The following is a 25,505-nucleotide window of genomic DNA, read 5'->3' on the forward strand; positions in this document are numbered from 1 at the left end:
CTGCCCGGCCTGCGCTCGGAGGTCGCGACCCGGGCGACGATGCGATCGGATTCTGTTTGTCGACGTTGGAATATCCGGTGGCGTCCGGCCCCCTCGGGGCTGTTTTCAAGCCCCCTCAGGCACTGCGCGCCGCGGCCGACGCGACTGCCTGCCCGACCAGACGCTGCAGCCGTTCGGGCAGGGCAGGCACCATGGCGGCGGCGGCCTCATGGCCGGCGGCCGACATCTTGACCCAGGTCTTGGCGACGATGTCGACGATCTTGTCGTCCTCGTGCCGGGCCGCAAAGGGCGCGAACTCCTGTTCCAGGAAGACCAGGCAGGCGCAGTCTTCCAACGCCTGGGCCTCCGGATCACGCTTCAGCCGCTCCTTGCGCACGATCGAACGCGCCCGCTGAATATCGTCTTCGCCGTAGCCGACTTCGGTCATGATCCCGGCGATCAAGTCGGCATGGTGATCCTTGAGCCGGTTGCGCCAGGCGAAGTAGCCGGGCTTGTCCATCGGAAATTCGGACCGAGGCCGGTCAAAACGGCGGATATGTTGGCCGCGCACGGCAATCCTGAGCGCATCGGATGCGTCCGGGACCAACCGTTCGAGCCAGGCGCTCATGCGTTCGCCGTAAAACACCGCATAGGGGCGCGGCGGATCGCCGACGCCGGTCGGATCGTCCGCATTGGCACGGTCGATGGCCGCATAGGCGGCGGCGAGACGGTCTTCGGGTCGGAGATCGGACACGGCAGCGACTCCTGCGGCCACCCACGGCAAGGGCGCGCTCGACTGCCTTGATGCCTCGAACGTCGGATGCCGGCAAGCCCACCCGCCGGACCCGGGGTCGCCACCCGTCCGGTTTACCTCGATGCCGCATCGTGGTTTCAGTCAGTCCCCAATCGTCGCCGTCCCTCCGTCGCCATCCCTCCGCCGGTGCCATGACGCTTTCCGACTCGCTCGCCGTCGCCCTGATCGCCCTCGTGATCGAAGCCGTCCTCGGCTATCCGGATGCATTGTTCCGGCGGATCGGCCATCCGGTCACCTGGATCGGCCGCCTGATCGGTATGCTCGACCGGCATTTGAACCGGGACGCCGACCCGCCCGGTCGGCGGCGCATCGCCGGCCTCGCGGCCCTCATTCTGCTCCTCGCCGTCTGCGGAACCGCGGCGGCCGTGCCGGTGCTTCTGGCTCCGGTCGGTTGGACCGGCCTCCTCGTTCTCGGCTTCGCCGCCTCCTCGCTCCTGGCGCAGCGCAGCCTCGATCGGCATGTCGCCGCGGTCGCCGACGGTCTCGTCAGGGGCCTCGACGAGGGCCGCCGCGCCGTCTCGATGATCGTGGGGCGCAACCCGGCGCGGCTCGACGAAGCCGGCGTCGCCCGGGCGGCGATCGAGAGCCTGGCGGAGAACTTCTCCGACGGCATTGTCGCGCCGCTCGTCTGGACCGCGGCGGCCGGTCCGATCGGCGGTGTGCTCTACAAGGCGACCAACACGGCGGACAGCATGATCGGCCATCGGACCCCGCGCCACGAGGCCTTCGGCTGGGCGGCGGCGCGCTTCGACGATCTGGTCAACCTGCCGGCCTCGCGCCTCGCCGCGCTCTGGCTGGTCCTCGCCGCGGCCCTGATGCCGGGCGCCTCTGCGTCGGGCGCGATCCGCGCCGTACTGCGCGACGCTCGCAAGCATCGCTCCCCCAATGCCGGCTGGCCGGAGGCCGCCATGGCGGGCGCTCTCGGGCTGGCGTTGGCGGGCCCGCGCGTCTACGGCGAAATCCTCGTCGACGACGCCACCATGGGCGACGGCCGACGCCTCGCCGACGCGGCGGATATCCGCAGAGCACTCAGGCTCTACCGGTTCGCGCTCGCCCTGCAGGTTTCGGCCATCACGGTGCTGGCACTCCTCCTCTGGCGCTGACCGGGGTCAGGCCGCCGGCCGGGTTTCGAAGAACAGCGCCTGGCTGATCACAGCCCGGACCATGTCGTCCCGGAACGGTTTGGTGATCAGGAAGGTCGGTTCGGGTCGCTTGCCCGTCAGCAGATATTCCGGATAGGCGGTGATGAAGATCACCGGAAGCTCGGCGATCTGGAGTATCTCGTTGACCGCATCGAGGCCGGAACTGCCGTCGGCCAGCCGGATGTCGGCAAGGACGAGGCCGGGCCGGTCGCGCTCGACCAGGCCGATCGCCTCGCCATGGGTGCGGGCATTGCCGGTCACCGTATGGCCCAGCGCCGCGACCAGACTTTCCAACTCCATGGCGATGATCGGTTCGTCCTCGATGATCAGGACGCGGGTCGCCATCTCGGCGCTCATCTGCCGTCCGGCCTCGACCAGCCAGTTGTCGAACTGGTCGGAATCGACATCCAGAATGTCGGCGGCCTCCTCGGCGGTGAAGCCCTCCATGGCGGTCAGCAGGAAGGCCTGGCGCGGCAGCGGTGGCAGGGCCCCGATGCGTCGGTCGGCGGCCGAACCGCCCGATCCGGCATGGACCGGCGCCGCATTCCAGATTTCCGAGAAGAGCCGATAGACAGCCACTCGCGGTTCCAGATCGGCATCAAGCCGGTCCGGGTCGTCGGCCAGGCGCTCGAGGCATTTGGCGACGCGGGCGTCGCCGAGATCCTGGCGCCCCGTCAACGCGCGGGCGTAGCGGCGCAAATAGGGCAGTTGCGGCGCCACAAGGGCGGCGATCGACATGCGGGGTTCTCCGTCCGGCTGTACCCGGTGTACCAATATTTCCGTACGTCAGGGTAGGCCGGGCGCCGTTCCGGGACAACATGTCGATCTGCGTGGAACTCATGCGGGTCGGCCGCGTTAATCCCAGCCACATCGACAGGGCGGTTCTCCCTTGCGATGGGGCGGGGGTTTCGTACCCGGGTCCCCGAGCACCAGCAGGTCACATGAGCAAGTCCAAAACCAGGTCCAAGTCCTTCGGACTTCCGCCGCTCGAGGCGGGATTGCAGGCACATCTCGGCTCGCACTTGCGCGGCATCTATGACCGCGTCCTGTCGGAGCCCATCCCGGAACGGTTCCGGACGCTCATCGATGCACTCGACCGGGCCGAGCAGCCCGCCGGGGACCAGACGCCTGCGCCGCCCGATCCGGCCAAACGTGCCACCGAACTTGGAGGCGCCGCTTGATGGTCGGAACCCAATCGAAAAGTCAGAAGGACGCGCTGATCGCCGAAATTCCGTCGCTGCGGGCTTTCGCGATCTCCCTCTGCGGCGATGCCGATCGGGCCGACGACCTGGTTCAGGAAACCCTGGTCAAGGCCTGGGCCGCCTATCATTCCTTCACGCAGGGCACCAGTCTGCGCGGCTGGCTCTTCACCATCCTGCGCAACGCCTTCTTCTCCCAGTACCGCAAGCGCAAGCGCGAGGTGCAGGATGTCGACGGGATGGCGGCGGCGCGATTGGTGTCCCAGCCGGAACAGCCCTGGCGGCTGGATTTCGACGACTTCCGCGCGGCGCTCGACACGCTGCCGGCCGACCAGCGCGAAGCCTTGGTGCTCGTCGGCGCCTCCGGCTTTTCCTACGAGGAGGCGGCCGAAATCTGTGGCTGCGCGGTCGGCACCATCAAGAGCCGTGTCAATCGGGCCCGCCGTCGGCTCCTGGAAATCCTGGCCGTCTCGTCAAGCGACGAACTCGGCCCGGATCGGCAGGCCCAGGCGGTCGGCTCCGAACACGGTACCGGATCGCCCTGGACCGTCATCTGAGGCCCGATCTCGGCATCGTCCTGAACAACAGCCACCCGAACGATTCGAATCCCCTGACCTGCACCGCCGGCCGATGGCCGGCGGTTTTTTTGCAGTCGTCAGCGCTCGGCAGACTGTCTCGTTCCCTTAACAGAGCTCCGCTCTTCCAACCGTTCCAACCCTGCAGCCATCGCGTGACGGCTGATCACGGGAACCAAATTGTGAAGTTCGCGTTGCCAAACCGATGGGGCAATTCTGCCTCGAACGGAGATGCAATCATGCGCTGGATCGTCATGTTGTTGCTTGGCGTCCCGATCCCCCTGCTGATTCTCATGTACTTCATGGGCTGGTAGCTTGGTGTCTGCTCGAGCCAAAAGAAAGCCCGGGCGGGAAACCCGGGCTTTCTTCTTTCTTGCCGTTTGGGAACCGGTGATTCAGGGACCCCTGATCGGGGCTGGCATGACCGGGGATATCGCCGTGGCCGACCGGTCGCGGCGATACCGGGGCGGTCGCCGATCAGGCCGCGATCTTGCGCGTGGCGCGTTCCTTGAAGAACAGCGCCTGGCTGATGATCACCTTCAGGTTCTGTGGCCGGAACGGCTTCGTCACCAGATAGGTCGGCTCCGGCTTGGTCCCGGTCAGTAGGCGCTCCGGATAGGCGGTGACGAAGATCACCGGCACTTCGAAGGTCTCCAGGATCTCGTTGACGGCATCGAGCCCCGAACTGCCGTCGGCGAGCTGGATGTCGGCCAGCACCAGGCCGGGGCGGCGACGCGCCACGATTTCGAGCGCCTCGCGCTGCGTGCGCGCGATGTCGATCACCGTGTGGCCGAGCTCGGTGGTGAGCGCCTCCAGATCCATCGCGATGATCGGTTCGTCCTCGATGATCAGGATGTCCGTGGCGACCTGCTCGGCGATCTCGCGGCCGGCCTCCTCGATCATGTCGGCGAACTCGGACGGTTCGACATCCATCACCTCCGCGGCTTCCTCCTCGCTGAAATTCTCCAGCGTGACCAGCAGGAAGGCCTGCCGCGACCGCGGCGTCAGCGCCGCCAGGGTGGCGACATGGTCCTCGGACATCTCGGTCGTGCCGTTGGTGCTGATCGAGTTCCAGATGCGCAGGAAGAGATTGTAGATCGCGGTCCTGTTCTCGAGATCCCCGCGCAGCATGGTCGGATCCTCGACAAGGCATTCGAGCATGGCGAGAACGAAGGCGTCACCGCTCTGCTGCGACCCGCTGAGAGCACGGGCAAACCGCCGCAGGTAGGGAAGATGCGCCCCGATCCTGTCCTTCATATTCATTGATGAGCCTCCAAAAGGGGCCGTGTGTGCGCACGGAGATCTTGAAACGCGGTCCCTGCGAAAAAGTTCCAACCGATCGGGAACCAAACCGTGCAGACAGGCGTTGACGGCCGGATGGATGCGAGCCGCGGCTTCGGATTGCACGAATGGGCAGGACAGAGTACCCGGGCGATGACGGTCAGAAGCCGGGTCTGCCCGACGACGTGCTTGCGCGGATCGGCGGCCGTCTGCGCTCTCACTTTGCCGCGGCCGTCGTCCAGCCGATGCCGAAGCGATTCGAAGCGCTGCTCGACGCCCTTGACCGACCGAACGACGCACCGGGTTCCGCTCCGAGCCGGGACGCCGGATCCGAAGGTGGCTGATCCACGGGTGGCAGCCCCGCGTGAGGCAAGGCGCGGCGCGATCGCATTCTTGGGTTCGTTCGAGCGCGGAAATGAAGTAGACTGTTGGAAACGGATCGCCTTGAGACCATGAACGAGACCAAGACCAACGGCGCAGCGCCCGACGCCCGTCTGCCGCGGATCGCCCAGGACGCGATCGGGCGTCGACTGCGCCAATCCTTCGACAAGATCATTGCCGAGCCGATACCCGACCGATTTCTGAGCCTGCTCGACACGCTTGCACAGACGCCGACCGCGACCGACCTCGGTGACGGCGATCCCGGCCATCGCGAAGCCGCATCGATCGCGTCCGCCGCTTCCGTCCACGAAATCGCCGCCGGCAAGGAGTGACGACGGCGGGCACCTTCCCGCCCCGCGCCGGCGCAATCCCGGAACCGTGACCGCAATCGCGGAACCGGGGTCCGTCTCTCGCGTTGACCTGTCGACGAGACACGACAACCCGAGGAGACAGACGATGATCGGAACACGCCTTCCCGTCGCCTTCGCCGCCGGTTCCATCCTTTTTGCCGCGGCCGGCGGGCTGATGCTGAGCGATGCCCCGAGCGGCGCGACCGGCCCGTTCAGAGTTCTGGCCGCCCTGCCCAAGACCGACCGCCTCGATGCCGATGGCGACGCGCGGGTAACCGCAGCCTTCGCGCGTTTTCAGAGCCAGCCCGGACGCGATTTGCAATTCACCACATCCGCAACCCAAGCCGAATCCTGCCTGCCGGGCTGCAGCACGATCGTCTTCAAGTCGAACGGTCCGGACCAGCCGAGCCGTCTGATTCCGGGCACTTCGGCGCCGTGACGCAGCCGACACCCGGCCGAGGCAGCGACGACACTGCCGGTTCGCCGGAACTGCTTCGGGACCGGGCGAGCGCCGCCCGGCCCTCCCCCTTCCGAGAGGCCCGCATGATCTTCACGATCCGCCACCGTACGACCTATCGCTATTCGACCGCCGTCCTGCTCGGCCCGCATCGCCTGATGACCCGGCCGCGCGGCAGCTTCGACATGCGGCTGATCAAGGCCGAACTCGCCACGACCCCGCCCGCGACCCTGCGCTGGCACCACGATCCGCTCGGCAACGCGATCGCGATCGCGGACTTCCACGGCGAGACCGACATTCTCGACATCGTCAGCACGCTGGTGGTCGAGCGCTTCGAATCGACCGTCCCGTTCTTCACGCCTCCGGCGGCCACCGCCTTCCCGATCGCCTATCAGGGCGACGACCTTGCGGTGCTCGAAGCCTTCATGACGCCGTTGACGCCGGATCCGGACGGCATCGTGCAGACCTTCCTGCAGGATATCCTCCAGGAGGCCGGCACGAGCGGGCTCGCCTTCCTGGACGGTCTGAACCAGCGTATCCACGAGCGGGTCGCCTACAGCTTCCGCTGGGAGGAAGGCACCCAAGACCCGGTCGACACGATCCGCTGGCAGTCGGGTTCCTGCCGCGACATGGCCTGGCTGTTCGTGGAATGCGCCCGCCGGGCCGGCTTCGCGGCCCGGTTCGTGAGCGGCTATCTGCACGATCAGGCGACCGATCTCGGGGCCGGCGGACTGACCGGCGGCGGCGCCACCCATGCCTGGGCGGAGGTGTTCATTCCCGAGACCGGCTGGGTCGAATACGATCCGACCAATCGCCTCGTCGCCGGCGAGGCCCTGCTCCGGGTGGCGGTGGCGCGCAGCCCCGGCCAAGCATCGCCGATCTCGGGCAGCTATACGGGGCCGACGGGCGCCGCCCATCCGGTCGAAGTCGAGGTCTCGGTCACGTCGGGGGCGGAGATGCAGACCGAGACCGATCCGGTGCCGGTCGCACTCCCGTCGGCCGCCTGATCGGCGGCCGGTTCGGCATCGATGACCTTCACGGCAGGTCCGACGCTCAGGTCAGATCGATCACGTCCGCGCGGTCGCCGAGTTCGGCCCGGGCGATGGCGGCGACATGGCGGTGGTGGGTAAACAGGATCGGCTGGACCTCGCCGCCGATCGCCGCCAGCACCTGCAGGCCGAAGCCGGTCCGCGCGTCGTCGAAGCTCGCAAACAGATCGTCGCCGAGGAAGGGCGCCGGCTCGGCGCGGGCGGCATGCTCCTCCAGATGGGCGAGCCGCAGCGCCAGATAGAGCTGGTCCGCCGTCCCCTCGCTCATCGCCTTGACGTCGATCCGATCGCCCGACGCGCGCACGCCGACGATGCGCAAGCACTCCTTCTCGTCGTCCCAGTCCTGAGCCAGCCCCTGGAAGGCCCCGCCGGTCACGATCCGGAAGAGGTCCCCGGCGCGCTGTACCTGCGGATCGCGCCGGCTTTCGCGATGGCGCTCGATCGCCGCGTCGATCATCAGGCTGGCGGTCCGGAGCACGGCCCAGTCGCGCGCCGCGACGGCGAGTTCGGCCTCCGCCGCACGCTTGGCCTGCCAGTCGAGGTCGGCGGCGTTGCCCGAGCCTCGTTCGTCGCGCAAGCGGATCGCCTCCTGCCGCTCAGCGTAGAGCCGATTGACGTCCTCGTCGATCCGGCTTCGCGCAGCGGCGAAGTCCTGCCGCTGCGCGGCGGCGAAATCCGGATCGATTGCGGCCATCTCGACGCGCAGGGTCGCCTCGTCACAGCCATCGGCAAGCGGACCGAGCTGGTCCAGAAGATCGGTCAGGCGCCGGTCCAGCTCTTCGGCCCGCGCCAACACCGCAGCCCGGGCGGGCAGGTCTTCGCCCCGATCGAGACCCGCCGCCGCCGCCTGCTCTGCGAGATGGCGTTCCGCGACCGCCCAATCCTGTTCGACACGTTTCAGGCTCTCCTCGGCCCTGACGACACGCGCCTCCGCAACCTTCCGCCCGGCCTCGGCCTTGCGCGCCTCCGCCAGCCGGCGTTCGATTTCGGTGGCGGCCCGATCCGGCGGAAGACCGGCCAGGTCCGGCGCGAGTGCCGCGACGAGCCGTTCGGCTTCGACCCGGAACGTCGTCAGCACCCCGTCGAGACGCGCGAGCTGCCGCTCGCTCTCGCCGATCTTGTCGCGCAGATCCGGCAGGCTCGCGAAGATGGTCAGCACCGCCTCGACCGCGTCGATCCCGGTGTCGCCGGCAAGGCCCAGCGCAACGAGGCGGGGCGCGATCGCTTGCCGCCAGCGGTCGAGCGCGGCCTCGGCCTCCGGCTTCTCCGCCAGCCGCTCGTCCAGGGCCTGCCGGGCTGCGGCGATGCCACCCGCCAGGGCCCGGCTCTCGTCGTAGGCGGCCGCGAGCACGGCGAGCTGTGCATCCAGTCGTCTGGCGCAGAGCACGAAATCCAGGCCGTCGGCCTCCGCCACGCCGGCGGCACGGGCGAGATCGCGCAGCGGCCCGAGCGCGGCGGCGATCTGACGATCCTGTTCGGCCAGTTCGGCGCGGTCTGCCGTCTGCTCCTCCAGGCTGGCGATCAGTCCGTCGAGCTTGGCCGTCCAAGGCTCCATCGCGGGCGGCGGCAGCGGCGCGATGCCGGCCGGCGCCCAGGCCGCCGCCCAGCGCGCATGCAGATCCCGCCAGTCCCGATCGAGCCCGGCGAGCCGTTCGCCGGCGCGGACGCGCCGCGCCTCGGCTTCGCTTCGGCTACGCGTTTCGACCGTGAAGCGGGCGACGCGATCGGCGTCGCGGACAGCGGTATCGGCGAGCCGGTCGGCCTCGGCCTTGGCGGTTTCGAACTCGGCCGTCATGGCGGCCAGCATGCTGCCCGAGGGGGCTCCGGGCTCCAACCACAAGGCCGCGCGCAGGGTCCGCCACAACCGGTCGCGCTCGTCACGCGCCGCGGCGATGGCCTCGGCGGTCGGCACCGGACCGCCGGCCGCGAGCGCCACCAGGCGAGCATCGGCCGCTTCGATCGCGGCGATCTCCGCCTCGAGAGCAGAACGCGCCGTCGTGATCGCGGCCTCGAGCCCGCTCCGTTCGACCGCAAAGGCCTTCTGGGCCGCAACGGACGGACGGGCGCGCACGGCCAGGTCGGCGAGGTCGGCGACCGGGGGATCGAGTTGCGCGGCCTTCTGGGCCAGAATGCGCGATGCCGTCTCCAGTTTGACGCGCTTGTCGGCATGCGCCTGGAGACGATCGATCAGCGGCTTGAACGCTTCGCGGCGGAGCTTCAGGACGCCCGGATCCTCCGGCGCGCCGATGGCCGCGCGCCGGGCCTCCAGATCCAGCAGACGGCGCCGTTCCTCCGCGACCTTGCCGGTCGCCGTCTCCAGCATGGACTGCAGCCGGCGCCCCTCGGCAAGATCGGCGCGCAGAGTGGCGATCGCCGCAGCGCCGGGCTCGGCCGCGGCCAGGCCCGCACCGTCGGCAAAACCAAGCTGCCGGGCCAGTCCGGCCCAGCGGGCGTTGCGACCATCCAGCGCTTCGACGGCGGCCGGGCGGCTGCCGAGCGCCTGGGTGTAGCGACCCAGATCCTGCATCAGGCTCGCAATGGCGCCGCCTTCGGCGAGCAGGGCACGATCGACGACGATGCCCGCCCGCTCGCCGAGCGCGTCGTCAAGCTCGCGACGCGCGGTCTCGACCGCGGCCGCCTTCTCGCCGGCGGTGCGGATCGCCTCCAGGACGCGCGCGGCGGCCCCGGCAGACGCCGTCGGCTGCAGGCCGATGGCGGCCCGCTCTGTCCGGACCCGGTCGAGTTCGGCCAGAATCGGTCGCACCCGCGCGACGCGCTCCAGCCGCTTTTCCTCTCTCTCGACATCGATCCGACGGCCGCGTGCGGCCTCGTAGGCATCCGACAATTCGCTGATCCGTTCGGTCAGCCGCTTCCATTCCTGGGCGCCGAGCTCATGCTCGCGGATTGCCCGACGGGCCGCCTCATAGCGCTCTTGGGCCTGGGTGAAGCGTCGCGAAGCCTTGGCACGGGGGCCGAAGATGTGATCCGCCTCATCGTCGAGCGTCTGCCGCAGAGCCGGCACGCCGTGGATGCCGTAGTCCGCCGCGAAGAACTGGCCGCCGCTGTCCTGGGCCTGCTGCGCCAGTTCCTCGCCGCCCGATTTTAGGGTCTTGGCGGACAGGCCGAAACCGGCGAGAAACTGCGCGCGATCGATGCCGCCGAGAAAGGGCAGCAGCGCATCGTCGGGCAACTCGCGGCCCGACGGATCGACCAGGGCACCCTTGCGCCGCTTGCGCCGCCTGAAGGCCAGATTGCGGCCGGCGCGATCGACGATCTCGGCGCCGATCCAGAGCTCCGGATAGGGATGCAGGAAGTTGTAGACGCTGCGTTCCTCGATGCCGAACAGGAGATCGGCCACGGCGGCGAGCGCGGTCGACTTGCCGGCCTCGTTCGGGCCATAGACCACATGCAGCCGCGCATCCGGCCGGAACACGAGGCTCTTGTCGGAGAACGGGCCGTAGCGGCCGAGATCGAGCCGGGTGATCCGCATCAGAACGCCCCCGGGCCGGCGACACGCCCGAGCACCATGGCGCGGGCCTCCTGGACAATCGCGTCCATCTCGGCGGCGAGCGGCGGTGCCCCCTCGATCGGCGGCAGCTTGGCCGCGACGGTCGCGATCTCGCCGGCGATTCGCTCCCTGAAGGCCGGATCCGCACCGATCACCGCCAGCAGCGCCCCGAAACTCGCAGTATCGACCGGACCGGCGACCATCGACGACGGCTCCCGGGTGGCCAGCTTGACGCTTTCCACCCAGACATCGCCATGGACCCGGTCGGCCGCCGCCTGGATCTCGGTGCGCAGCGTTTCCGGATGCGCGGAGAGCCGCAGGTGCAGGGCCGTCGCCCCGGTCAGCGTCACGCGCAGGACGAGCATCGTCTCCCGGTCGGCGGGAAGCCGCTGCGCGACCGCCGCCTCGACGGCCGCCAGCAGCCCGGCCCCGTCGCCGATCCCGGTCAGGTCGACGGGGGCCAGCGCCCATTCGGCGCGCGCCGTCCGGATGCGCCGGAGATCGACCACGCGGCCGTCCTCCACGTCGACCAGGACAGCCCCCTTGGCACCGCATTCGCGCACGCTGCGACCCTGGATGTTGCCGGGATAGACCACATGCGGGTCGGTCGCGACCACCTCATGCTCGTGGACATGGCCGAGCGCCCAGTAGTCGTAGCCGCGCGACCGGAGGTCGGCGAGCGAGCAGGGGGCGTAGGGGGCGTGTCCGGGGCGGCCGTCGAGCGAGGTGTGCAGCAGGCCGATGTTGAACCAGCCGGGTATCGGATCCGGATAGTCGCGCGCGATATTCTCCTCCACCGCCCGGTCCGGGAAGCTGCGCCCGTGGACCGCGACCCGCAGGGCGTCCAGCCGCAGGGTCTCGGCCTTGCGGGTCGAGAACTGGCCGACGCTCGGCGGCAGCGTGATGGTCCGGGTCACGACGCTGGCGGCATCGTGATTGCCGCGGATCGTGAAGACCGGGATGTCCGCCCGGTGCAGGCGGGCGACCTCCTTGTTGAAGAAGAGGCCGATGGCATTGTCCTGCCATTCGCGGTCATAGATGTCGCCGGCGAGCAGCACGAAGGCGACCTTCTCGTCGAGGGCCCGGTCGACCAATGCCGAGAAGGCCTCCCGGCCGGCCAGGGCGATGCGGCGCGCGACGGTCGGGTCCCTGCCCGCGAGGCCGGCCAGCGGACTGCCGAGATGCAGGTCGGCGGCATGCAGGAAGGTGAAGCGCATGGGGCGGATCTCGGCGGGAAGCGGACCCGGCGGAGGCACCGGGAATCGGGACCGGGAGTTTAAACCGAAACGGCCTGCAGCCCGAAAGCGCAAAGATGGGGATTGATCGCCACGGCGGGTGGTGGTTTCGGCCGGGTCGTCTATAAGGGGCCGGCTGGCGGGGGTGGAGGACGGCAGGATGCCTCACCGCCCCCCGGATGCCCGTCATCGTGGGATATGGCGGGGCTCGGGCATTCCACGATGGCAGTACGTGATCGGCGGCCTAGCTACCCGCCTCGATCGCGTCGTGACCGTCCGACGATACCCCCGCCGGTTTCTCTCCGATCAATCGGCTGTCGTCTCCCGCAGGCCTCGCCTCGGTTTCCGACCGCAGGTCAGCCGATCATCGGCCGCCGTTGCCGGGCGGCGATCCGACCCCTAACCTGCCGCCGCATGCAATTGGGAGATCCCGCCATGGAACTGCGCCGGCTTGGCCGCTCCGACCTGATGGTCTCGAAACTCTGCTTCGGCGGCAATGTCTTCGGCTGGACCGCGGATGCCGCCACCTCGTTCGATCTGCTCGACCGGTTCGTCGGCGCCGGCTTCAATTTCATCGACACGGCGGATGTCTATTCGACCTGGGTCAAGGGCCATACGGGCGGCGAATCGGAGACCATCATCGGCGACTGGCTGAAGGCCCGCGGCGGGCGCGACCGGCTGGTCATCGCCACCAAGGTTGGCTCCGACATGGGCGGCGACCGCAAGGGCCTGTCGCCGCGCTGGATCCGGCAGGCGGTCGAGGATTCTCTACGGCGGCTGAAGACCGACCATATCGATCTCTACCAGTCGCACCGGGACGATCCCGAGACCCCGATCGAGGCGACGCTGGAGGCCTATTCCCGGCTGATCGAGCAGGGCAAGGTGCGCTATATCGGCGCCTCGAACTTCACCGCCGAACGGCTCGGCGCCGCGCTCGACCTCGCCGAGAAGACCGGCCTGCCGCGCTACGAAAGTCTGCAGCCGGAATACAATCTCTATGCCCGCCAGGACTACGAGGCCGCGCTGGAGCCGCTCTGCCGGGAGCGCGAGGTCGGTGTCATCAACTACTACGCGCTGGCCGCCGGCTTCCTGACCGGCAAATACCGCAGCGAGGCCGATGCCGGCCTCAGCGTGCGCGGCCGCACCAACGTCACCCGCTATCTCAATCCGCGCGGCCTGAAGATTCTCGCCGCGCTCGACCGCGTCGCCGACCGCTATGCGACCGAGCCGGCCGCCGTGGCGGTGGCCTGGCTGATGGCCCGGCCGGGCATCACATCGCCGATCGCCAGCGCCAGCCGGGCCGACCAGCTCGCCCCCCTGTTCGCCGCCGCGAAGCTCGACCTCGACGCCGCCGCCATCGCGGAGCTCGACGAGGCGAGTGCCTGATCGGGCCTCGCCCGACCTCTCGGGACGGCGCGAAATCGCCGCGGAAGGAAACGAAACGAACGATCGAAGAAACCGGAAGGAAAAGAAGTTCCGGTAGGGTCCCGTCGAACAGGCTCGCACCGACCGGGTGATGACACCCGGCGGCGCGGGTCGCCCCGACCGCACGCGTGGCCGCCTCCGCGCCTCCTCGACCGTCCGGAGACCCGATGTCCCGCCCGCTGATCCTGCAACGGCGCTTCGCGCCGCTCTTCGTCTGCCAGTTCTTCTCGGCGCTGAACGACAATTTCCTGAAGAACGCGCTGGTCTTCCTGATCCTCTACCATGTCTCGGAGGCGTGGTCGGGGGCGCTGGTCGCGCTTGCGGGGGCCGTGCTGGTCGCGCCCTACTTCTTCCTGTCGGGCCTCGCCGGCGAGATCGCCGACCGCTACGACAAGGCGCGCGTGGCCGAGCGGGTCAAGTTCCTGGAGATCTTCGTCGCGCTCGTCGCCGTGATCGGCTTCGCGCTGCATTCGATCGTGATCCTGTTCGTGGCGCTCGGCGGCTTCGGCGTGATAGCGGCCCTGTTCGGCCCGGTGAAATACGGCATCCTGCCGGATCACCTGGCCGAATCCGAACTGCCCGGCGGCAACGCGCTGATCGAGAGCGCCACCTTCATCGCCATTCTGACCGGCACGGTGATCGCCGGCGTTGCGGCGGCCGGCGGCAGCGACCCGGCGACGCTGTCGGGTCTGATGATGGTCTTCGCGCTGATCTCCTGGGGCGCTGCGCGGATGATCCCGCCGGCCGGCGAAGCCGCGCCCTGGCTGGAGATCGAGCCCAACGTGATGGTCTCGACCCTCGGCCTGATCCGCGACCTGAAGGCCGATGCCCGGCTCTGGTGGCTGGGGCTGGTCACGAGCTGGTTCTGGCTGATCGGCGCGGTGGTGCTGTCGCTGCTGCCGCCCATGGTGAAATCCGTCATCGGCGGCTCGGAGAGCGTCGTCACCGCCTTCCTGGCCATCTTCTCGATCGCCATCGCGCTCGGCTCCGGCCTCGCCTCGTTCCTGTCCAGCCAGCGCATCGTCCTGCTGCCGACGCCGGTCGGAGCGGTGCTGATGGGGCTGTTCTCGCTCGATCTCGCCTTCGCGCTCTGGGGTGTCCGGGCGACGGGTGCGCCGGTCGGCGCCGTGGAGGTGTTCACCAGCGCGCGCGGCCTGCATATCGGCATCGATCTGTTCGGACTGGCGATCGCCGGCGGCCTGTTCATCGTGCCGTCCTTCTCGGCCCTGCAGGCCTGGGCCGGCAAGGACCGGCGCGCCCGGGTGATCGGCGCCTCGAACGTGCTGTCGGGCGCGTTCATCGCGGTCGGCTCGATCTCCACCGCCGTCCTGCTGGCCCTTGGCCTGGGCGTCGCCGGGGTCTTCGCGGTGCTCGGCCTCGCCACGCTGGCGGTCGGCGTGGTCATCTTCCGGACCCTGCCGACGAGCCCGTTCCGCGACCTGCTCTCGATCGTCTATCGCGGCATCTTCCGGCTCGAAGTGCGCGGCCTGGAGAATGTCGCCAAGGCCGGTCCGCGCCGGATCATCGCGCTCAACCATGTCAGCTTCCTGGATGCCGGCCTCGCCCTCTCGCTGCTCGACCAGGAACCGGTCTTCGCGATCGATTCCGGCATCGCGCAACGCTGGTGGGTGAAGCCCTTCCTGAAGATCACGCGGGCCATGCCGCTCGACCCGACCAAGCCGATGCAGACCCGAACGCTGATCCATGCGGTCCGGAACGGCGAGACGCTGATCATCTTCCCTGAAGGCCGGCTGACCGTCACCGGATCGCTGATGAAGGTCTATGACGGGGCCGGGCTGATCGCCGACAAGGCCGACGCCATGGTGGTGCCGGTGCGCATCGAGGGCTTGGAGCAGACGCCGTTCACCCGGCTGAAGCCGCACCAGATCCGCCGGCGGCTGTTCCCCAAGGTGCGCGTCACCATCCTGGAGCCGGTCAAGCTCGATGTCGATCCGGCGCTCAAGGGCAAGATGCGCCGGCTCGCCTCGGGCGCGGCGCTCTACCAGATCATGTCGGATCTGGTCTACCGGACGACCGCGATCGACCGCACCGTGTTCCGCGCGCTGGTCGATGCCGCCCGCCACGAGGGGCCGGGCCGGATCGCGCTCGACGATCCGCTGTCGGGTCCGCTCTCCTATCGCAAGTTCCTGGCCGGCGCCCGGGTGATCGGCCAGCGCCTGATGCCGATGGCCGCGCCCGGCGCCCATGTCGGCGTGATGCTGCCGAATGCCAATGCGGCCGCCGTGACGACGATCGGGCTGATGTCGGCCGGCCGGGTGCCGGCGATGATCAACTTCTCGGCCGGGCCGACCAACATCCTTGCGGCCTGCCGGGCGGCCGTGATCGAGACCGTGGTGACCTCGCGCGGCTTCATCGAGAAGGCCCGCCTGCAGCCGATCGTCGACGCGCTCGACGGCCAGGGCATCAAACTGGCCTATCTGGAGGACATCCGCGCCACCGTCGGGCTGACCGACCGGCTTGCCGCGCTGTGGCACTGGCAGACGCCGCTGGCTTCGCGCGGACCCGACGATCCGGCCGCGATCCTGTTCACCTCCGGCTCGGAGGGCACGCCGAAGGGCGTGGTGCTGTCCAGCCGCAACATGCTGGCCAATGCGGCGCAGGCGGCGGCGCGGATCGATTTCGGGCGCACCGACAAGGTCTTCAACGTCCTGCCGCTGTTCCACTCCTTCGGCCTGACGGTCGGCTTGATCCTGCCGCTGGTCTCCGGCGTGCCGGTCTATCTCTATCCCTCGCCGCTGCACTACCGGATCGTGCCGGAACTGGTCTACGGCTCCAACGCGACCATCTTCTTCGGCACCGACACCTTCCTGACCGGCTATGCGCGCTCGGCGCATCCCTACGACTTCCGCTCGCTGCGCTATGTCGTGGCCGGCGCCGAGCCGGTCAAGGAGACCACCCGGCGGGTCTGGATGGAGCGGTTCGGGCTGCGGATTCTTGAGGGCTACGGGGTCACCGAGGCCGCGCCGGTGGTCGCCATCAACACGCCGATGTTCAACCGCTTCGGCACGGTCGGCCGGCTGCTGCCGGGGCTCCGGCACAAGCTGGAACCGGTGCCGGGCGTCACCGAGGGCGGTCGTCTCCTGCTGCGCGGGCCGAACATCATGCTCGGCTATCTGCGCTCGGAGGCGCCCGGCGTGCTCGAGCCGCCACCCGAGGGCTGGTACGATACCGGCGACATCGTCGTGATCGACCGCGACGGCTTCGTCACCATCAAGGGCCGCGCCAAGCGCTTCGCCAAGGTCGGCGGCGAGATGATCAGCCTCGCGGCGGTCGAGACGCTGGCCTCCGAACTCTGGCCGGACGCCATGACGGCGGTCGTCGCCGAACCCGACCCGCGCAAGGGCGAGCGGCTGGTGATGGTGACCACGGCGCGGGGCGCATCGCGTGCGGCCTTCCAAGCCTTCGCCAAGAGCCGCGGCGCGGCCGAACTGATGGCACCGTCGGAGGTGCTCGTGGTCGACAAGCTGCCGGTGCTCGGCTCGGGCAAGACCGACTTCGTCGGCGTTGCGAAGCTGGTCCGCGAGCGCACGCCCGCCCCGGTGGAGATTGCGGCATTGGCCGCCGATACCGCCCCAGAGGCCGGGACCGTGGTCGTGGCCGCCGCGGAGACTGCCCCGGTTGTCACCGATGGGGCGCCGGGCGCCACCGATGGGGCGCCGGTTGCCAGCGATACGGCCCCTCCGACCCCCGCGGGCACGACGACGACGGCTGCCTGACGGCCGGGCCGGTCGCGGGATGCGGCCGGCTTCACAGCCGTTCGGGGCTAATGTATAGACATATCGACCGAGCCGGTTCGCCGGCCCGGTCGCCTGAGCCCTTGCCGAGACCGCCCCTTGCCGAGACCGGATGCGCCCATGACCGTGCTTCACGCCGACCACGCCTTCCTGCCCGGCGGTTGGGCCCGCGATGTGCGCCTCACGCTCGCCGACGGCGCCATCGCGTCGGTCAAGACCGGCGCAGCGCCGCAACCCGGCGACGTGCGCCATGCGGCGCTGGTGCCCGGCCTGCCGAACTTGCACAGCCACGCCTTCCAGTACGCCATGGCGGGTCTCGCGGAGCGGCGCGGGCCGGGCTCCGATTCGTTCTGGAGCTGGCGCGAGCAGATGTACCGCTTCGCGCTGACCATGACGCCGGACGATGTCGAGGCGGTCGCCGGGGCGCTCTACTGCGCCATGCTGGAGGCTGGCTTCACGCGCGTCGGCGAATTCCACTATCTGCACCACGACCGCGACGGCCGCCCCTATGCCGACCCGGCCGAGATGGCGACGCGCATCGCCGCCGCCGCGGCCACGACCGGCATCGGCCTCACCCTGCTGCCGGTCTTCTATGCCCATGCCGGCTTCGGCGCCAAGCCGCCGGCGGAGGGGCAGCGGCGCTTCATCTCCGATCTCGATCTCTTCGCCCGCATGCTGGACGGCGCCGCCGCGGCGATCCGGCCGCTCGAGTCCGCGGTTCTCGGCATCGCCCCGCATTCGCTGCGCGCAGTCGCACCCGGCCAGTTGGCCCGTCTCGTCGAGATGGCACCGGCCGGCCCGGTCCATATCCATGTCGCCGAGCAGGTGCTGGAGGTGGATGACTGTCTTGCCTGGTCCGGCCGGCGCCCGGTCGCCTGGCTCCTCGACCACGCCCCCGTCGACCGGCGCTGGTGCCTGATCCACGCCACCCACATGCTGCCGGAGGAGACCCGTGCCCTGGCGGCGACGGGCGCAGTCGCGGGATTGTGCCCGGTCACGGAAGCCAATCTCGGCGACGGCATCTTCGATGCGCCGGAATTCCTCGGCGCCGGCGGCCGCTTCGGCGTCGGGTCCGATTCCAATGTCGAGATCGGCGTGCCGGCCGAGCTGCGCATGCTCGAATATTCCCAGCGCCTCGGCCGCCGCGCCCGCAACGTGATCGCCGCCCCCGGCGGCTCGACTGGCGAGACCCTCTATGCCGGCGCGCTCGCCGGCGGTACGCAGGCACTCGGCGCGACGGTCCCGTCACCGGGCGAGCACGCCGCCGGCCTGACCGCCGGGGCACCCGCCGACATCGTCGCTCTCGCCCCGACCCGCGATCTGCCGGCCGCCCCGGAAACCCTGTTCGATTCCTGGATCTTCGCCGGCGGCTGGCGCGTCGACGCCGTCCGCATCGCGGGCCGGCTCGTGGTCGAGAACGGGCGCCACAGGGCCCGCGACGCGATCATGGCCCGCCACGCCGCCACGATGCGGACGCTGCTCGCCTGACGGGGACATCCGGGAACCGACCGCGGCGCCGACACGCGCCACCGACTGGGACCGGCGCAACTATTTCGTCTTGATCAGGTCGAGCGGCTTGCCGCTTTCCTTTTCGGACTTGGCATAGGCGCCGGGCGCGCGCGGGGTGAAGGCGAGACTGTCGCCTTCGAAGCTGTAGAACATCAGATCCATGCCCTCGATCCGCCAGGTCGACAGCTTCAGACGGACCAGGCCAGCATCGCATTCACGCGCCAGGGTCAGCGTATAGCTGCCCTGGTCGCCCGGAGCGGTGCGTTCGAGCAGCGAGACCGTGCACAGCACGGTGCCGCCGGGCCGGCGCATCTGCCATTCGCCGAAGAGATCGCCGGGACTTGGCACGCGGTCCATGCTGCCGCGGGCCGGGAACATCACCAGGGCCTTGCCGGGATCGGCAGGCTCCTGCCGGTAGGTCGCCGTCTCCTGTTCGACCACCTCGAGCAGGCGCTTGCGCAGGGCGTCGCGGAAGACGATGCCGCTCTTCTCGTTGTCGAAATCCCAGGACGCCGCCTCGGCCATGGCGGGCACGGCCCCCTTGCAGCCGGCCGCCCCGTCCAGGCGACGGCCGCCGATGGTGGTCTCGGTCGAAAGCGTGATGACGCAGCCCTTGCCGCCGCCCTCCGGCGCGATCAGCCAGCGGCCCGCCGTCGCCCGGTAGACGGCCTCGTCGACGGCGCCGGCCGACACGGTGGCGCCGGCGCACAGGACCATTCCGGCCGCCGCGGCGAACGCGGAGAGGCAGAGGCTGCGGATCGTTCGGCAACGGGGCGACATGGTCAAATGCTAGCGCCGGCCCGGCGAAAAAACCAGAGCGGGCGGCCGTCCGGATCTATCCGAACAGAAGTTTCAGCGCGATCGCGGCGAGCGCCAGGGCGCCGATCCAGGTCGGCAGGCGGCGGCCTCGCCCCTCCTCGCGGCCGATGGCGCGCGCGGTCTCCTCGTCCAGGCGGAAGCCGTGGCGGGTCATGTCGGCGAGACCCGCCGAGACGGTCTCGACCCGCTCGGCCAGCGCCGGCAGGCGCATCACCAGGCCGCCGACCGCGCCGGCGCTGCCGGCCAGTTCGCCGAGCTTGGCACCCGGGCCGAGATTGCGCTCGATCCATTCGCGCACGACCGGTTCGGACGCGGTCCAGATGTCGAGATCGGGATCGAGCGTGCGCGCGACGCCCTCGACCACCACCATGGTCTTCTGCAGGAGGATCAGCCGCGGCTGCGTCTTCATGTCGAAGACTTCGGTATATTCGAACAGCTGGTTGAGCAGATGCGCCATCGAGATCTCGCGCGCCGGCCGGTCGCGCAGCGGCTCGCCGATGGCGCGCAGCGCCTGGGCGAAGACCTCGACCTCCTGCTCCGGCGGCACGTAGCCGGCCTCGAAATGCACCTCGGCCGTGCGCAGATAGTCGCGCCGGATGAAGCCGAACAGGATCTCGGCGAGGAAGCGCCGCTCGGCCGGGTTGAGCCGGCCGGTGATGCCGAAATCGACCGCCACCAGCAGGCCGTCCGGGTCCACGAACAGGTTGCCCTGATGCATGTCGGCATGGAAGAAGCCGTCGCGCATGGCGTGACGCAGGAAGGACTGCATCACGGTCTTCGACAGCGCGATCCGGTCATGGCCGGCCGCCTCGATGCCGGCGAGGTTGGATACCTTGACGCCGTCGACCCATTCGAGCGTCAGCACCGGCTTGGCGGTACGCTCCCAGTCGACGCCGGGCACACGGAAGCCGGGATCGTTGCGGCTGTTCTCGGCCATCTCGGAGAGGGCGGCCGCCTCCAGGCGGAGATCCATCTCCAGGCGCACCGAGCGGGCGAGCGTGTCGACGACCGCGACGGGCCTGAGCCGCCGAACCGCGGGCACCAGCCATTCGATCAGCCGGGCGGCGAGATAGAAGCTGTCGAGATCACGCCGGAACCGGGCCTCGACGCCCGGGCGCAGCACCTTGACGGCGACCTCCCGGGTCTCCCCGTCGGGCGTGCGGACGCGGGCCTTGTGGACCTGCGCGATCGAGGCGGCGGCGACCGGCGGGCCGATCGAGACGAAGGCCGCCCGCCACGGCCGCTGCAAGGCGCGCTCGATGGTGGCGATCGACTCGGCGAGCGGAAACGAGGCGACCCGGTCCTGCAGCGCCTCCAGGTCCTTGGCCATGTCCCGGCCGACCACGTCCGGGCGCGTCGCCAGGAACTGGCCGAGCTTCACATAGGACGGGCCGAGCCGGTTCAGCGCCTCCGAGACACGGGTGCCGCGGTCGACGCCCTTGAGGCCGCGGCGCTCGATCAGGGCCGCGACGGCCAGCACGATCCGCCCAATGGTCGGCGGGTCGGGCGGTGCCATGGCCCTGAGCACACCCTCCCGCGCCAGGACGAAGCCTGCCCGGGCGAGCCGCAGCAGCGGACCGACGACCGCACCGGACATCAGATCTTCCAGCCCGAATGGATCGCCGCGATGCCGCCGGTCAGATTGGTGTAGTCGACCCGCTCGAAGCCGGCCGCGCGGATCATGCCGGCGAACCGCTCCTGGGGCGGGAACTTGGCGATCGATTCGACCAGATACCGGTACGGTTCGTCGTCGCCGGCAATCAGCTTGCCGAGGACCGGGATCACCTTGAACGAATAGGTCTCGTAGATGCGGTCGAGCACCGGCACGTCGACGGCCGAGAATTCCAGGCACAGGAAGCGCCCGCCGGGCTTGAGCACCCGGTAGGCTTCGGCCAGCGCCTTGTCGATGCGCGGCACGTTGCGGATGCCGAAGGCGATCGTATAGGCGTCGAAGGTCGAGCGCTCGAACGGCAGTTCCTCGGCATTGCCCTCGATAAAATCGACCTTGCCGGCCAGCCCGCGCTTCTCGGCCCGTTCACGGCCCACGCCCAGCATCGAGGCGTTGATGTCGCAGACCGTGACCTTGGCGTTGCCGTCGGCGCGCTCGACGATGCGAAAGGCGATGTCGCCGGTGCCGCCGGCCACGTCGAGCACCCGGAGCGGCTTGCGGGTGGTGCGCGGCGGTGCGAGCCGCGACACCATGGCGTCCTTCCAGAGCCGGTGCAGGCCGCCCGACATGGCGTCGTTCATCACGTCGTAGCGCGCCGCGACCCGGTGGAACACTTCATCCACAAGGCCCTGCTTCTCGCCGATCGGCACGTCGCGAAAGCCGAAGCTCGCCGTCTCGGCCGTGGCCTCGGCCGCCTCCGGCGGAATCCGGCCTGCCGCGGAAACCGCGTCCGGACGGCTCTCGGCCGCCCCGCTCGACGGATGCTGCGTCATGGGGTTCTCCTTTTGGCGCGGGACCATAGCGGAACCCGACCCGGAGCGCTATCGTCCCGGCCCCGTATCCGAGAGCCCGCCGGTCATGCCCGAATTGCCTGAAGTCGAAACCGTCCGCCGCGGCCTCGCCCCGGTCATGGAGGGCGCCGAGGTTACGGGCCTGGACTGCCGTCGGCCGGACCTGCGCTTCCCCCTGCCGGAGCGCTTTGCCGAACGGGTCACCGGCCGCCGCATCGTCTCGCTCGCCCGACGCGCCAAATATCTCCTCGCCGACCTCGACGACGGCGCCGTGCTGATCATGCATCTGGGCATGTCCGGCTCGTTCCGGATCGCCCTGCCGGACGCGACCGGTGCGGAGACGGCCGCGGCCGCCCCGGACGGGCAGACGCCCGGCGACTTCCACTACGAACGCTCCAAGAATGCCGCCCATGACCATGTCGTGTTCACGCTCTCCAACGGGGCGACCGTCACCTACAACGATCCGCGCCGCTTCGGCTTCATGGTGATGGCCGAGCGGGCCGGCCTCGCCGACCACCCGATGATGCGCGGCATCGGTCTGGAGCCGCTCGGCAATGCCCTGACCGGCGCCGCCATCGCGGCCTTGTTCCGGGACCGCCGGACCTCGCTCAAGGCCGCCCTGATGGACCAGCGCCTGATCGCCGGGCTCGGCAACATCTATGTCTGCGAGGCCCTTTGGCGCGCCCGCCTGTCGCCGATGCGGGCGGCGGGAACGATCGTGACCAAGACCGGACGGCCGCGCGCGGAGGCCGAACGGCTGGCGGACGCCATCCGCGACGTGCTCGGCGAGGCGATCGAGGCCGGCGGCTCGTCGCTGCGCGACTATGTCAATGCCGAGGGGGAACTCGGCTACTTCCAGCACCGCTTCGCCGTCTACGACCGGGAAGGGGAACCCTGCCCGCGGATGGAGTGCGCGGGCGTGATCGAACGGGTCGTGCAATCGAACCGCTCGACCTTCTTCTGCCCGGTCTGCCAGCGCTGAGCGACCGGCTCGGGGCTTCCGCCCTTCGGTCCGGCTGAAACCGGGGCAAGCCTCACCCGTTCGGTCCGGTTGAAACCGGATGGGTCCTCCCCCGTTCGGTCCGGTTGAAACCGGATGGGTCCTCCCCCGTTCGGTCCGGTTGAAACCGGACCGGGCCTCGGGTAGCGCTTCTCGGACCAAGACCGGAGCCGCCGCTGCGCGGGCTCCGGCACGATCGAAGGGAACGCCCCATGGCCTACGAACTGATCATCGTCGAAACCGAGGGCCGCGTCGGCCGCATCACCCTGAATCGTCCGAAGGCGCTGAATGCGCTCAACTCCGATCTGATCAACGAGATCAATGCCGCGCTCGACGCCTTCGAGGCCGATCGCGCGATCGGCGCCGTGGTGATCACCGGCTCGGAGAAGTCCTTCGCGGCCGGCGCCGACATCAAGCAGATGGCGAACCTGCAGTATCCGGACGCCTATCTGGACGACTTCATCACCTCCTGGGACCGCATCGCCCGCTTCCGCAAGCCGATCATCGCGGCGGTGGCCGGCTTCGCGCTCGGCGGCGGCTGCGAGATGGCGATGATGTGCGACTTCATCATCGCCGCCGACAATGCCCAGTTCGGTCAGCCCGAGATCAAGCTGGGCGTCATGCCGGGCGCCGGCGGCACCCAGCGTCTGACCAAGGCGATCGGCAAGGCCAAGGCGATGGATCTCTGCCTGACCGGCCGGATGATGGGTGCCGAGGAGGCCGAGCGCTCCGGCTTGGTCGCCCGCATCGTGCCGCTGGCCGATCTCCTGCCGACCGCCATGAAGGCCGCCGCCGACATCGCCGGCTTCTCGCTGCCGGCGACGATGATGACCAAGGAGGCCGTCAACCGCGCCTTCGAGACCACGCTCGCCGAGGGATTGCGCTTCGAACGGCGCATCTTCCACTCGATGTTCGCCACGGCCGATCAGAAGGAAGGCATGAACGCCTTCGCGGAGAAGCGGAAGGCCGAATTCTCCCACCGTTGAAGCCGGGCGCCCGCCCGGGACGGCCGGTTCGGCGTTGACGCGGGCCGGGACCCTGGCTATAAGCTCGCTCCGACCGGTGGCGGCGCGTCCGCCGCCGCTTTCGTTTGATCGGCACCCGGTACGCGAGGCCCGGCGGGAGACCCGCCGAAGCCGCGGACGGAGCGCCTCTCAGGATCGTTCCAGGAAAGGCTCGTCCATGGCCAATACGCCGTCCGCCAAGAAGGCGGCCCGCAAGATCACGCGGCGCACCGCGGTCAACAAGAACCGGCGCAGCCGCGTTCGGACCTTCGTGCGCAAGGTCGAAGAGGCACTCGCCTCCGGTGACAAGGCGGCCGCCGCTGCCGCGCTCCGGGCCGCTCAGCCCGAATTGCAGCGCGCCGCGTCGAAGGGCGTGCTGCACGCCAACACCGCGTCCCGCAAGATCTCGCGCCTCGCCAGCCGGCTCAAGGCTCTCGGCGCCTGATAGGCACGCTGCGATTGTCGAATGCTACGCAAAGCCCGGACCGGTGGTCCGGGCTTTTCGTTTGTCTGGCTAACCTGAAATGCCAGCCCGTCACGATCCGGCCGGTTTCCGCAGAGACTCGGACGAGCCCAGGCCGACCAGAGAAATTGATGATATTCCAATATGTTGTGCGAATGTTCCGACAGCGCCTCGAAAGGCCCGCCACGGCCGAAGAGTCAAGGCCTCGATGGCAAAATTCTTGGCCGGCTGGTTTCCAATCCGACCCCGGAAGCGGTCCCGGCGGAGACCACATTGACTCCACTTCGCTTCTCGATATGAACCCGATCTCGACGATTTTCCGAGTGCGGACTCTCGGCAACACCGGACCCAACCGGGGACTCGTCTCTGTTGCACCCTCCGACCCCGCTGTGTAAAGTTGGGGTCATGAAGGGCCTGCCCTTCATGACCCTCAGACAAAATCCTGGAACACGGAGCTCATGATGAGCATTGGGCGCGTTATGCTCAAAAGTGGTGAGTAAAATGCTCAGTTGAAAGTTCCAGGATCTGGTGTCGCGTTCCGTTCAATTCAAGAATAACTAATCTGCAACGAAGATTAAGGCTGCCATTGCCTTGCTTCGCCAAAGATTTTGGAATATGCGGCGCAGTCCGCATGCGGGGGCCGAGAATGTCATTGACGACTGGGGAAGCCTACGCGGGGGATATCCCCCCTGCGGAGGCCTGGAGATTGTTGTCCGACAACGGGCCGGCGCAGCTGGTCGACGTGCGCACCCGTCCTGAATGGTCTTTCGTCGGACTGCCCGATCTGGGCGAGCTGGGCAAGGCGCCTCTCCTCATCGAGTGGCAGGTCTATCCCGAGATGGCTGTGGACGATGCCTTCATGGACCGCCTGTCGGCGGCCCTCGATCGCATCGGCGCGTCGCGCGAGGATCCCGTTCTTTTCCTGTGCCGGTCCGGCGTCCGCAGTCGATCCGCCGCCATAGCGGCGACCGGTGCAGGATGGCAGCGCTGCCTGAACGTTGCCGGAGGCTTCGAAGGCCCTCTCGATCCGAATGGCCATCGTGGCCAGCGGGACGGGTGGAAGGCTGCAGGGCTCCCCTGGAAGCAAACCTGAACACTCT

At 69.2% G+C, this 25,505-nt stretch carries 22 protein-coding genes; 14 read left to right on the forward strand and 8 right to left on the reverse strand.

The features are described 5' to 3' along the window. Window positions 1–115: 115 nt before the first annotated feature. Complete coding sequence (locus KL771_RS25275) at window positions 116–733, reverse strand: DUF4202 domain-containing protein (protein ID WP_261971282.1); 618 nt, start codon at window positions 731–733, stop codon at window positions 116–118. 191 nt (window positions 734–924) lie between these two features. Here KL771_RS25275 and cbiB point away from each other — a divergent pair, with 191 nt between their 5' ends. Then, entirely contained in the window at window positions 925–1,896 is a 972-nt protein-coding gene (gene cbiB, locus KL771_RS25280; protein ID WP_261971283.1) for an adenosylcobinamide-phosphate synthase CbiB, read from the forward strand. Between the two features lie 6 nt (window positions 1,897–1,902). Here the strand turns inward: cbiB and KL771_RS25285 are convergent, their stop codons facing one another. Then, entirely contained in the window at window positions 1,903–2,673 is a 771-nt protein-coding gene (locus tag KL771_RS25285) for a response regulator (RefSeq protein ID WP_261971284.1), read from the reverse strand. A gap of 203 nt (window positions 2,674–2,876) precedes the next feature. On the opposite strand from KL771_RS25285, the gene KL771_RS25290 reads away from it, so the two are divergent. Together KL771_RS25290 and KL771_RS25295 are read left to right on the forward strand one after the other, a co-directional pair. Then, on the forward strand, window positions 2,877–3,116 hold the full coding sequence (locus KL771_RS25290) for a NepR family anti-sigma factor (protein WP_261971285.1): 240 nt from the start codon (window positions 2,877–2,879) through the stop codon (window positions 3,114–3,116). Then, window positions 3,116–3,691, forward strand: a complete 576-nt coding sequence (locus KL771_RS25295; protein WP_261971286.1) for a sigma-70 family RNA polymerase sigma factor — start codon at window positions 3,116–3,118, stop codon at window positions 3,689–3,691. The genes KL771_RS25290 and KL771_RS25295 overlap by 1 nt, the downstream gene beginning before the upstream one ends. A 495-nt stretch (window positions 3,692–4,186) precedes the next feature. Here KL771_RS25295 and KL771_RS25300 read toward each other — a convergent pair whose 3' ends face one another. Beyond that, window positions 4,187–4,972, reverse strand: a complete 786-nt coding sequence (locus KL771_RS25300) for a response regulator (protein ID WP_261971287.1) — start codon at window positions 4,970–4,972, stop codon at window positions 4,187–4,189. A 146-nt stretch (window positions 4,973–5,118) separates the two neighbouring features. On the opposite strand from KL771_RS25300, the gene KL771_RS28405 reads away from it, so the two are divergent. The 4 genes from KL771_RS28405 (at window position 5,119) to KL771_RS25315 (ending at window position 7,185) form a co-directional block, all read left to right on the forward strand. Further along, window positions 5,119–5,334 (forward strand): NepR family anti-sigma factor, encoded by a 216-nt coding sequence (locus KL771_RS28405; protein WP_390867707.1) that lies wholly within the window; start codon window positions 5,119–5,121, stop codon window positions 5,332–5,334. A gap of 108 nt (window positions 5,335–5,442) precedes the next feature. Continuing rightward, on the forward strand, window positions 5,443–5,703 hold the full coding sequence (locus tag KL771_RS25305; RefSeq protein WP_261971288.1) for a NepR family anti-sigma factor: 261 nt from the start codon (window positions 5,443–5,445) through the stop codon (window positions 5,701–5,703). A gap of 46 nt (window positions 5,704–5,749) precedes the next feature. Next, window positions 5,750–6,160, forward strand: coding sequence for a hypothetical protein (locus KL771_RS25310; RefSeq protein WP_261971289.1), 411 nt, complete (start codon window positions 5,750–5,752; stop codon window positions 6,158–6,160). A 104-nt stretch (window positions 6,161–6,264) separates the two neighbouring features. Continuing rightward, on the forward strand, window positions 6,265–7,185 hold the full coding sequence (locus tag KL771_RS25315) for a transglutaminase family protein (protein ID WP_261971290.1): 921 nt from the start codon (window positions 6,265–6,267) through the stop codon (window positions 7,183–7,185). A 46-nt stretch (window positions 7,186–7,231) separates the two neighbouring features. Here the strand turns inward: KL771_RS25315 and KL771_RS25320 are convergent, their stop codons facing one another. Both KL771_RS25320 and KL771_RS25325 read right to left on the reverse strand, forming a co-directional pair. Continuing rightward, window positions 7,232–10,717 carry an ATP-binding protein gene (locus KL771_RS25320; RefSeq protein WP_261971291.1) on the reverse strand — a complete coding sequence of 1,162 codons (3,486 nt, stop codon included), beginning with the start codon at window positions 10,715–10,717 and terminating at the stop codon, window positions 7,232–7,234. Continuing rightward, window positions 10,717–11,952, reverse strand: a complete 1,236-nt coding sequence (locus KL771_RS25325; protein ID WP_261971292.1) for a metallophosphoesterase family protein — start codon at window positions 11,950–11,952, stop codon at window positions 10,717–10,719. The genes KL771_RS25320 and KL771_RS25325 overlap by 1 nt, the downstream gene beginning before the upstream one ends. Before the next feature lie 453 nt (window positions 11,953–12,405). Between KL771_RS25325 and KL771_RS25330 the strand changes: the two genes are divergently transcribed. The 3 genes from KL771_RS25330 (at window position 12,406) to KL771_RS25340 (ending at window position 18,638) form a co-directional block, all read left to right on the forward strand. Further along, window positions 12,406–13,356, forward strand: coding sequence for an aldo/keto reductase (locus KL771_RS25330; RefSeq protein ID WP_261971293.1), 951 nt, complete (start codon window positions 12,406–12,408; stop codon window positions 13,354–13,356). A gap of 206 nt (window positions 13,357–13,562) precedes the next feature. After that, window positions 13,563–17,132, forward strand: coding sequence for an acyl-[ACP]--phospholipid O-acyltransferase (locus tag KL771_RS25335; protein WP_261971294.1), 3,570 nt, complete (start codon window positions 13,563–13,565; stop codon window positions 17,130–17,132). 138 nt (window positions 17,133–17,270) lie between these two features. After that, the gene (locus KL771_RS25340; RefSeq protein ID WP_261971295.1) at window positions 17,271–18,638 is read left to right on the forward strand and encodes a formimidoylglutamate deiminase; all 1,368 of its coding nucleotides are present in this window, start codon (window positions 17,271–17,273) and stop codon (window positions 18,636–18,638) included. A gap of 60 nt (window positions 18,639–18,698) precedes the next feature. Here the strand turns inward: KL771_RS25340 and KL771_RS25345 are convergent, their stop codons facing one another. The 3 genes from KL771_RS25345 to ubiE all read right to left on the reverse strand — a co-directional run bounded on the left by KL771_RS25345 (window position 18,699) and on the right by ubiE (window position 21,920). Further along, entirely contained in the window at window positions 18,699–19,376 is a 678-nt protein-coding gene (locus tag KL771_RS25345) for a protease inhibitor Inh/omp19 family protein (RefSeq protein ID WP_261971296.1), read from the reverse strand. A gap of 118 nt (window positions 19,377–19,494) precedes the next feature. After that, a complete protein-coding gene (gene ubiB, locus KL771_RS25350) occupies window positions 19,495–21,075 on the reverse strand; it encodes a 2-polyprenylphenol 6-hydroxylase (protein ID WP_261971297.1) in 1,581 nt (526 codons plus the stop codon). After that, window positions 21,075–21,920, reverse strand: a complete 846-nt coding sequence (ubiE, locus tag KL771_RS25355) for a bifunctional demethylmenaquinone methyltransferase/2-methoxy-6-polyprenyl-1,4-benzoquinol methylase UbiE (protein WP_261971298.1) — start codon at window positions 21,918–21,920, stop codon at window positions 21,075–21,077. The genes ubiB and ubiE overlap by 1 nt, the downstream gene beginning before the upstream one ends. An 85-nt stretch (window positions 21,921–22,005) precedes the next feature. Here ubiE and mutM point away from each other — a divergent pair, with 85 nt between their 5' ends. The 4 genes from mutM (at window position 22,006) to KL771_RS25375 (ending at window position 25,498) form a co-directional block, all read left to right on the forward strand. Continuing rightward, entirely contained in the window at window positions 22,006–22,920 is a 915-nt protein-coding gene (gene mutM, locus KL771_RS25360) for a bifunctional DNA-formamidopyrimidine glycosylase/DNA-(apurinic or apyrimidinic site) lyase (RefSeq protein ID WP_261971299.1), read from the forward strand. A 230-nt stretch (window positions 22,921–23,150) separates the two neighbouring features. Then, window positions 23,151–23,924 (forward strand): enoyl-CoA hydratase, encoded by a 774-nt coding sequence (locus KL771_RS25365; RefSeq protein ID WP_261971300.1) that lies wholly within the window; start codon window positions 23,151–23,153, stop codon window positions 23,922–23,924. A 196-nt stretch (window positions 23,925–24,120) separates the two neighbouring features. Then, window positions 24,121–24,387, forward strand: a complete 267-nt coding sequence (gene rpsT, locus KL771_RS25370) for a 30S ribosomal protein S20 (RefSeq protein ID WP_261971301.1) — start codon at window positions 24,121–24,123, stop codon at window positions 24,385–24,387. Window positions 24,388–25,051: 664 nt separating this feature from the next. Continuing rightward, window positions 25,052–25,498: a rhodanese-like domain-containing protein gene (locus tag KL771_RS25375; RefSeq protein ID WP_261971302.1), complete on the forward strand. Its 447-nt coding sequence runs from the start codon at window positions 25,052–25,054 to the stop codon at window positions 25,496–25,498. Window positions 25,499–25,505 lie beyond the last annotated feature (7 nt).

This window comes from Prosthecodimorpha staleyi (assembly GCF_018729455.1).
GTDB classification, from domain to species: Bacteria; Pseudomonadota; Alphaproteobacteria; order Rhizobiales; family Ancalomicrobiaceae; genus Prosthecodimorpha; species Prosthecodimorpha staleyi.

Bases quoted from the DNA above. Each gene is read 5' to 3' on its own strand.
- KL771_RS25320 (WP_261971291.1), bottom strand. From the start codon at position 10,717: ATGCGGATCACCCGGCTCGATCTCGGCCGCTACGGCCCGTTCTCCGAC.
- mutM (WP_261971299.1), top strand. From the start codon at position 22,006: ATGCCCGAATTGCCTGAAGTCGAAACCGTCCGCCGCGGCCTCGCCCCG.
- KL771_RS25285 (WP_261971284.1), bottom strand. From the start codon at position 2,673: ATGTCGATCGCCGCCCTTGTGGCGCCGCAACTGCCCTATTTGCGCCGC.
- KL771_RS25345 (WP_261971296.1), bottom strand. From the start codon at position 19,376: ATGGTCCTGTGCGCCGGCGCCACCGTGTCGGCCGGCGCCGTCGACGAG.
- ubiB (WP_261971297.1), bottom strand. From the start codon at position 21,075: ATGTCCGGTGCGGTCGTCGGTCCGCTGCTGCGGCTCGCCCGGGCAGGC.
- KL771_RS25375 (WP_261971302.1), top strand. From the start codon at position 25,052: ATGTCATTGACGACTGGGGAAGCCTACGCGGGGGATATCCCCCCTGCG.
- KL771_RS25295 (WP_261971286.1), top strand. From the start codon at position 3,116: ATGGTCGGAACCCAATCGAAAAGTCAGAAGGACGCGCTGATCGCCGAA.
- KL771_RS25340 (WP_261971295.1), top strand. From the start codon at position 17,271: ATGACCGTGCTTCACGCCGACCACGCCTTCCTGCCCGGCGGTTGGGCC.
- KL771_RS25325 (WP_261971292.1), bottom strand. From the start codon at position 11,952: ATGCGCTTCACCTTCCTGCATGCCGCCGACCTGCATCTCGGCAGTCCG.
- KL771_RS25315 (WP_261971290.1), top strand. From the start codon at position 6,265: ATGATCTTCACGATCCGCCACCGTACGACCTATCGCTATTCGACCGCC.
- KL771_RS25330 (WP_261971293.1), top strand. From the start codon at position 12,406: ATGGAACTGCGCCGGCTTGGCCGCTCCGACCTGATGGTCTCGAAACTC.
- rpsT (WP_261971301.1), top strand. From the start codon at position 24,121: ATGGCCAATACGCCGTCCGCCAAGAAGGCGGCCCGCAAGATCACGCGG.
- KL771_RS25305 (WP_261971288.1), top strand. From the start codon at position 5,443: ATGAACGAGACCAAGACCAACGGCGCAGCGCCCGACGCCCGTCTGCCG.
- KL771_RS25365 (WP_261971300.1), top strand. From the start codon at position 23,151: ATGGCCTACGAACTGATCATCGTCGAAACCGAGGGCCGCGTCGGCCGC.
- ubiE (WP_261971298.1), bottom strand. From the start codon at position 21,920: ATGACGCAGCATCCGTCGAGCGGGGCGGCCGAGAGCCGTCCGGACGCG.
- KL771_RS25290 (WP_261971285.1), top strand. From the start codon at position 2,877: ATGAGCAAGTCCAAAACCAGGTCCAAGTCCTTCGGACTTCCGCCGCTC.
- KL771_RS25300 (WP_261971287.1), bottom strand. From the start codon at position 4,972: ATGAATATGAAGGACAGGATCGGGGCGCATCTTCCCTACCTGCGGCGG.
- KL771_RS25335 (WP_261971294.1), top strand. From the start codon at position 13,563: ATGTCCCGCCCGCTGATCCTGCAACGGCGCTTCGCGCCGCTCTTCGTC.
- cbiB (WP_261971283.1), top strand. From the start codon at position 925: ATGACGCTTTCCGACTCGCTCGCCGTCGCCCTGATCGCCCTCGTGATC.
- KL771_RS28405 (WP_390867707.1), top strand. From the start codon at position 5,119: ATGGGCAGGACAGAGTACCCGGGCGATGACGGTCAGAAGCCGGGTCTG.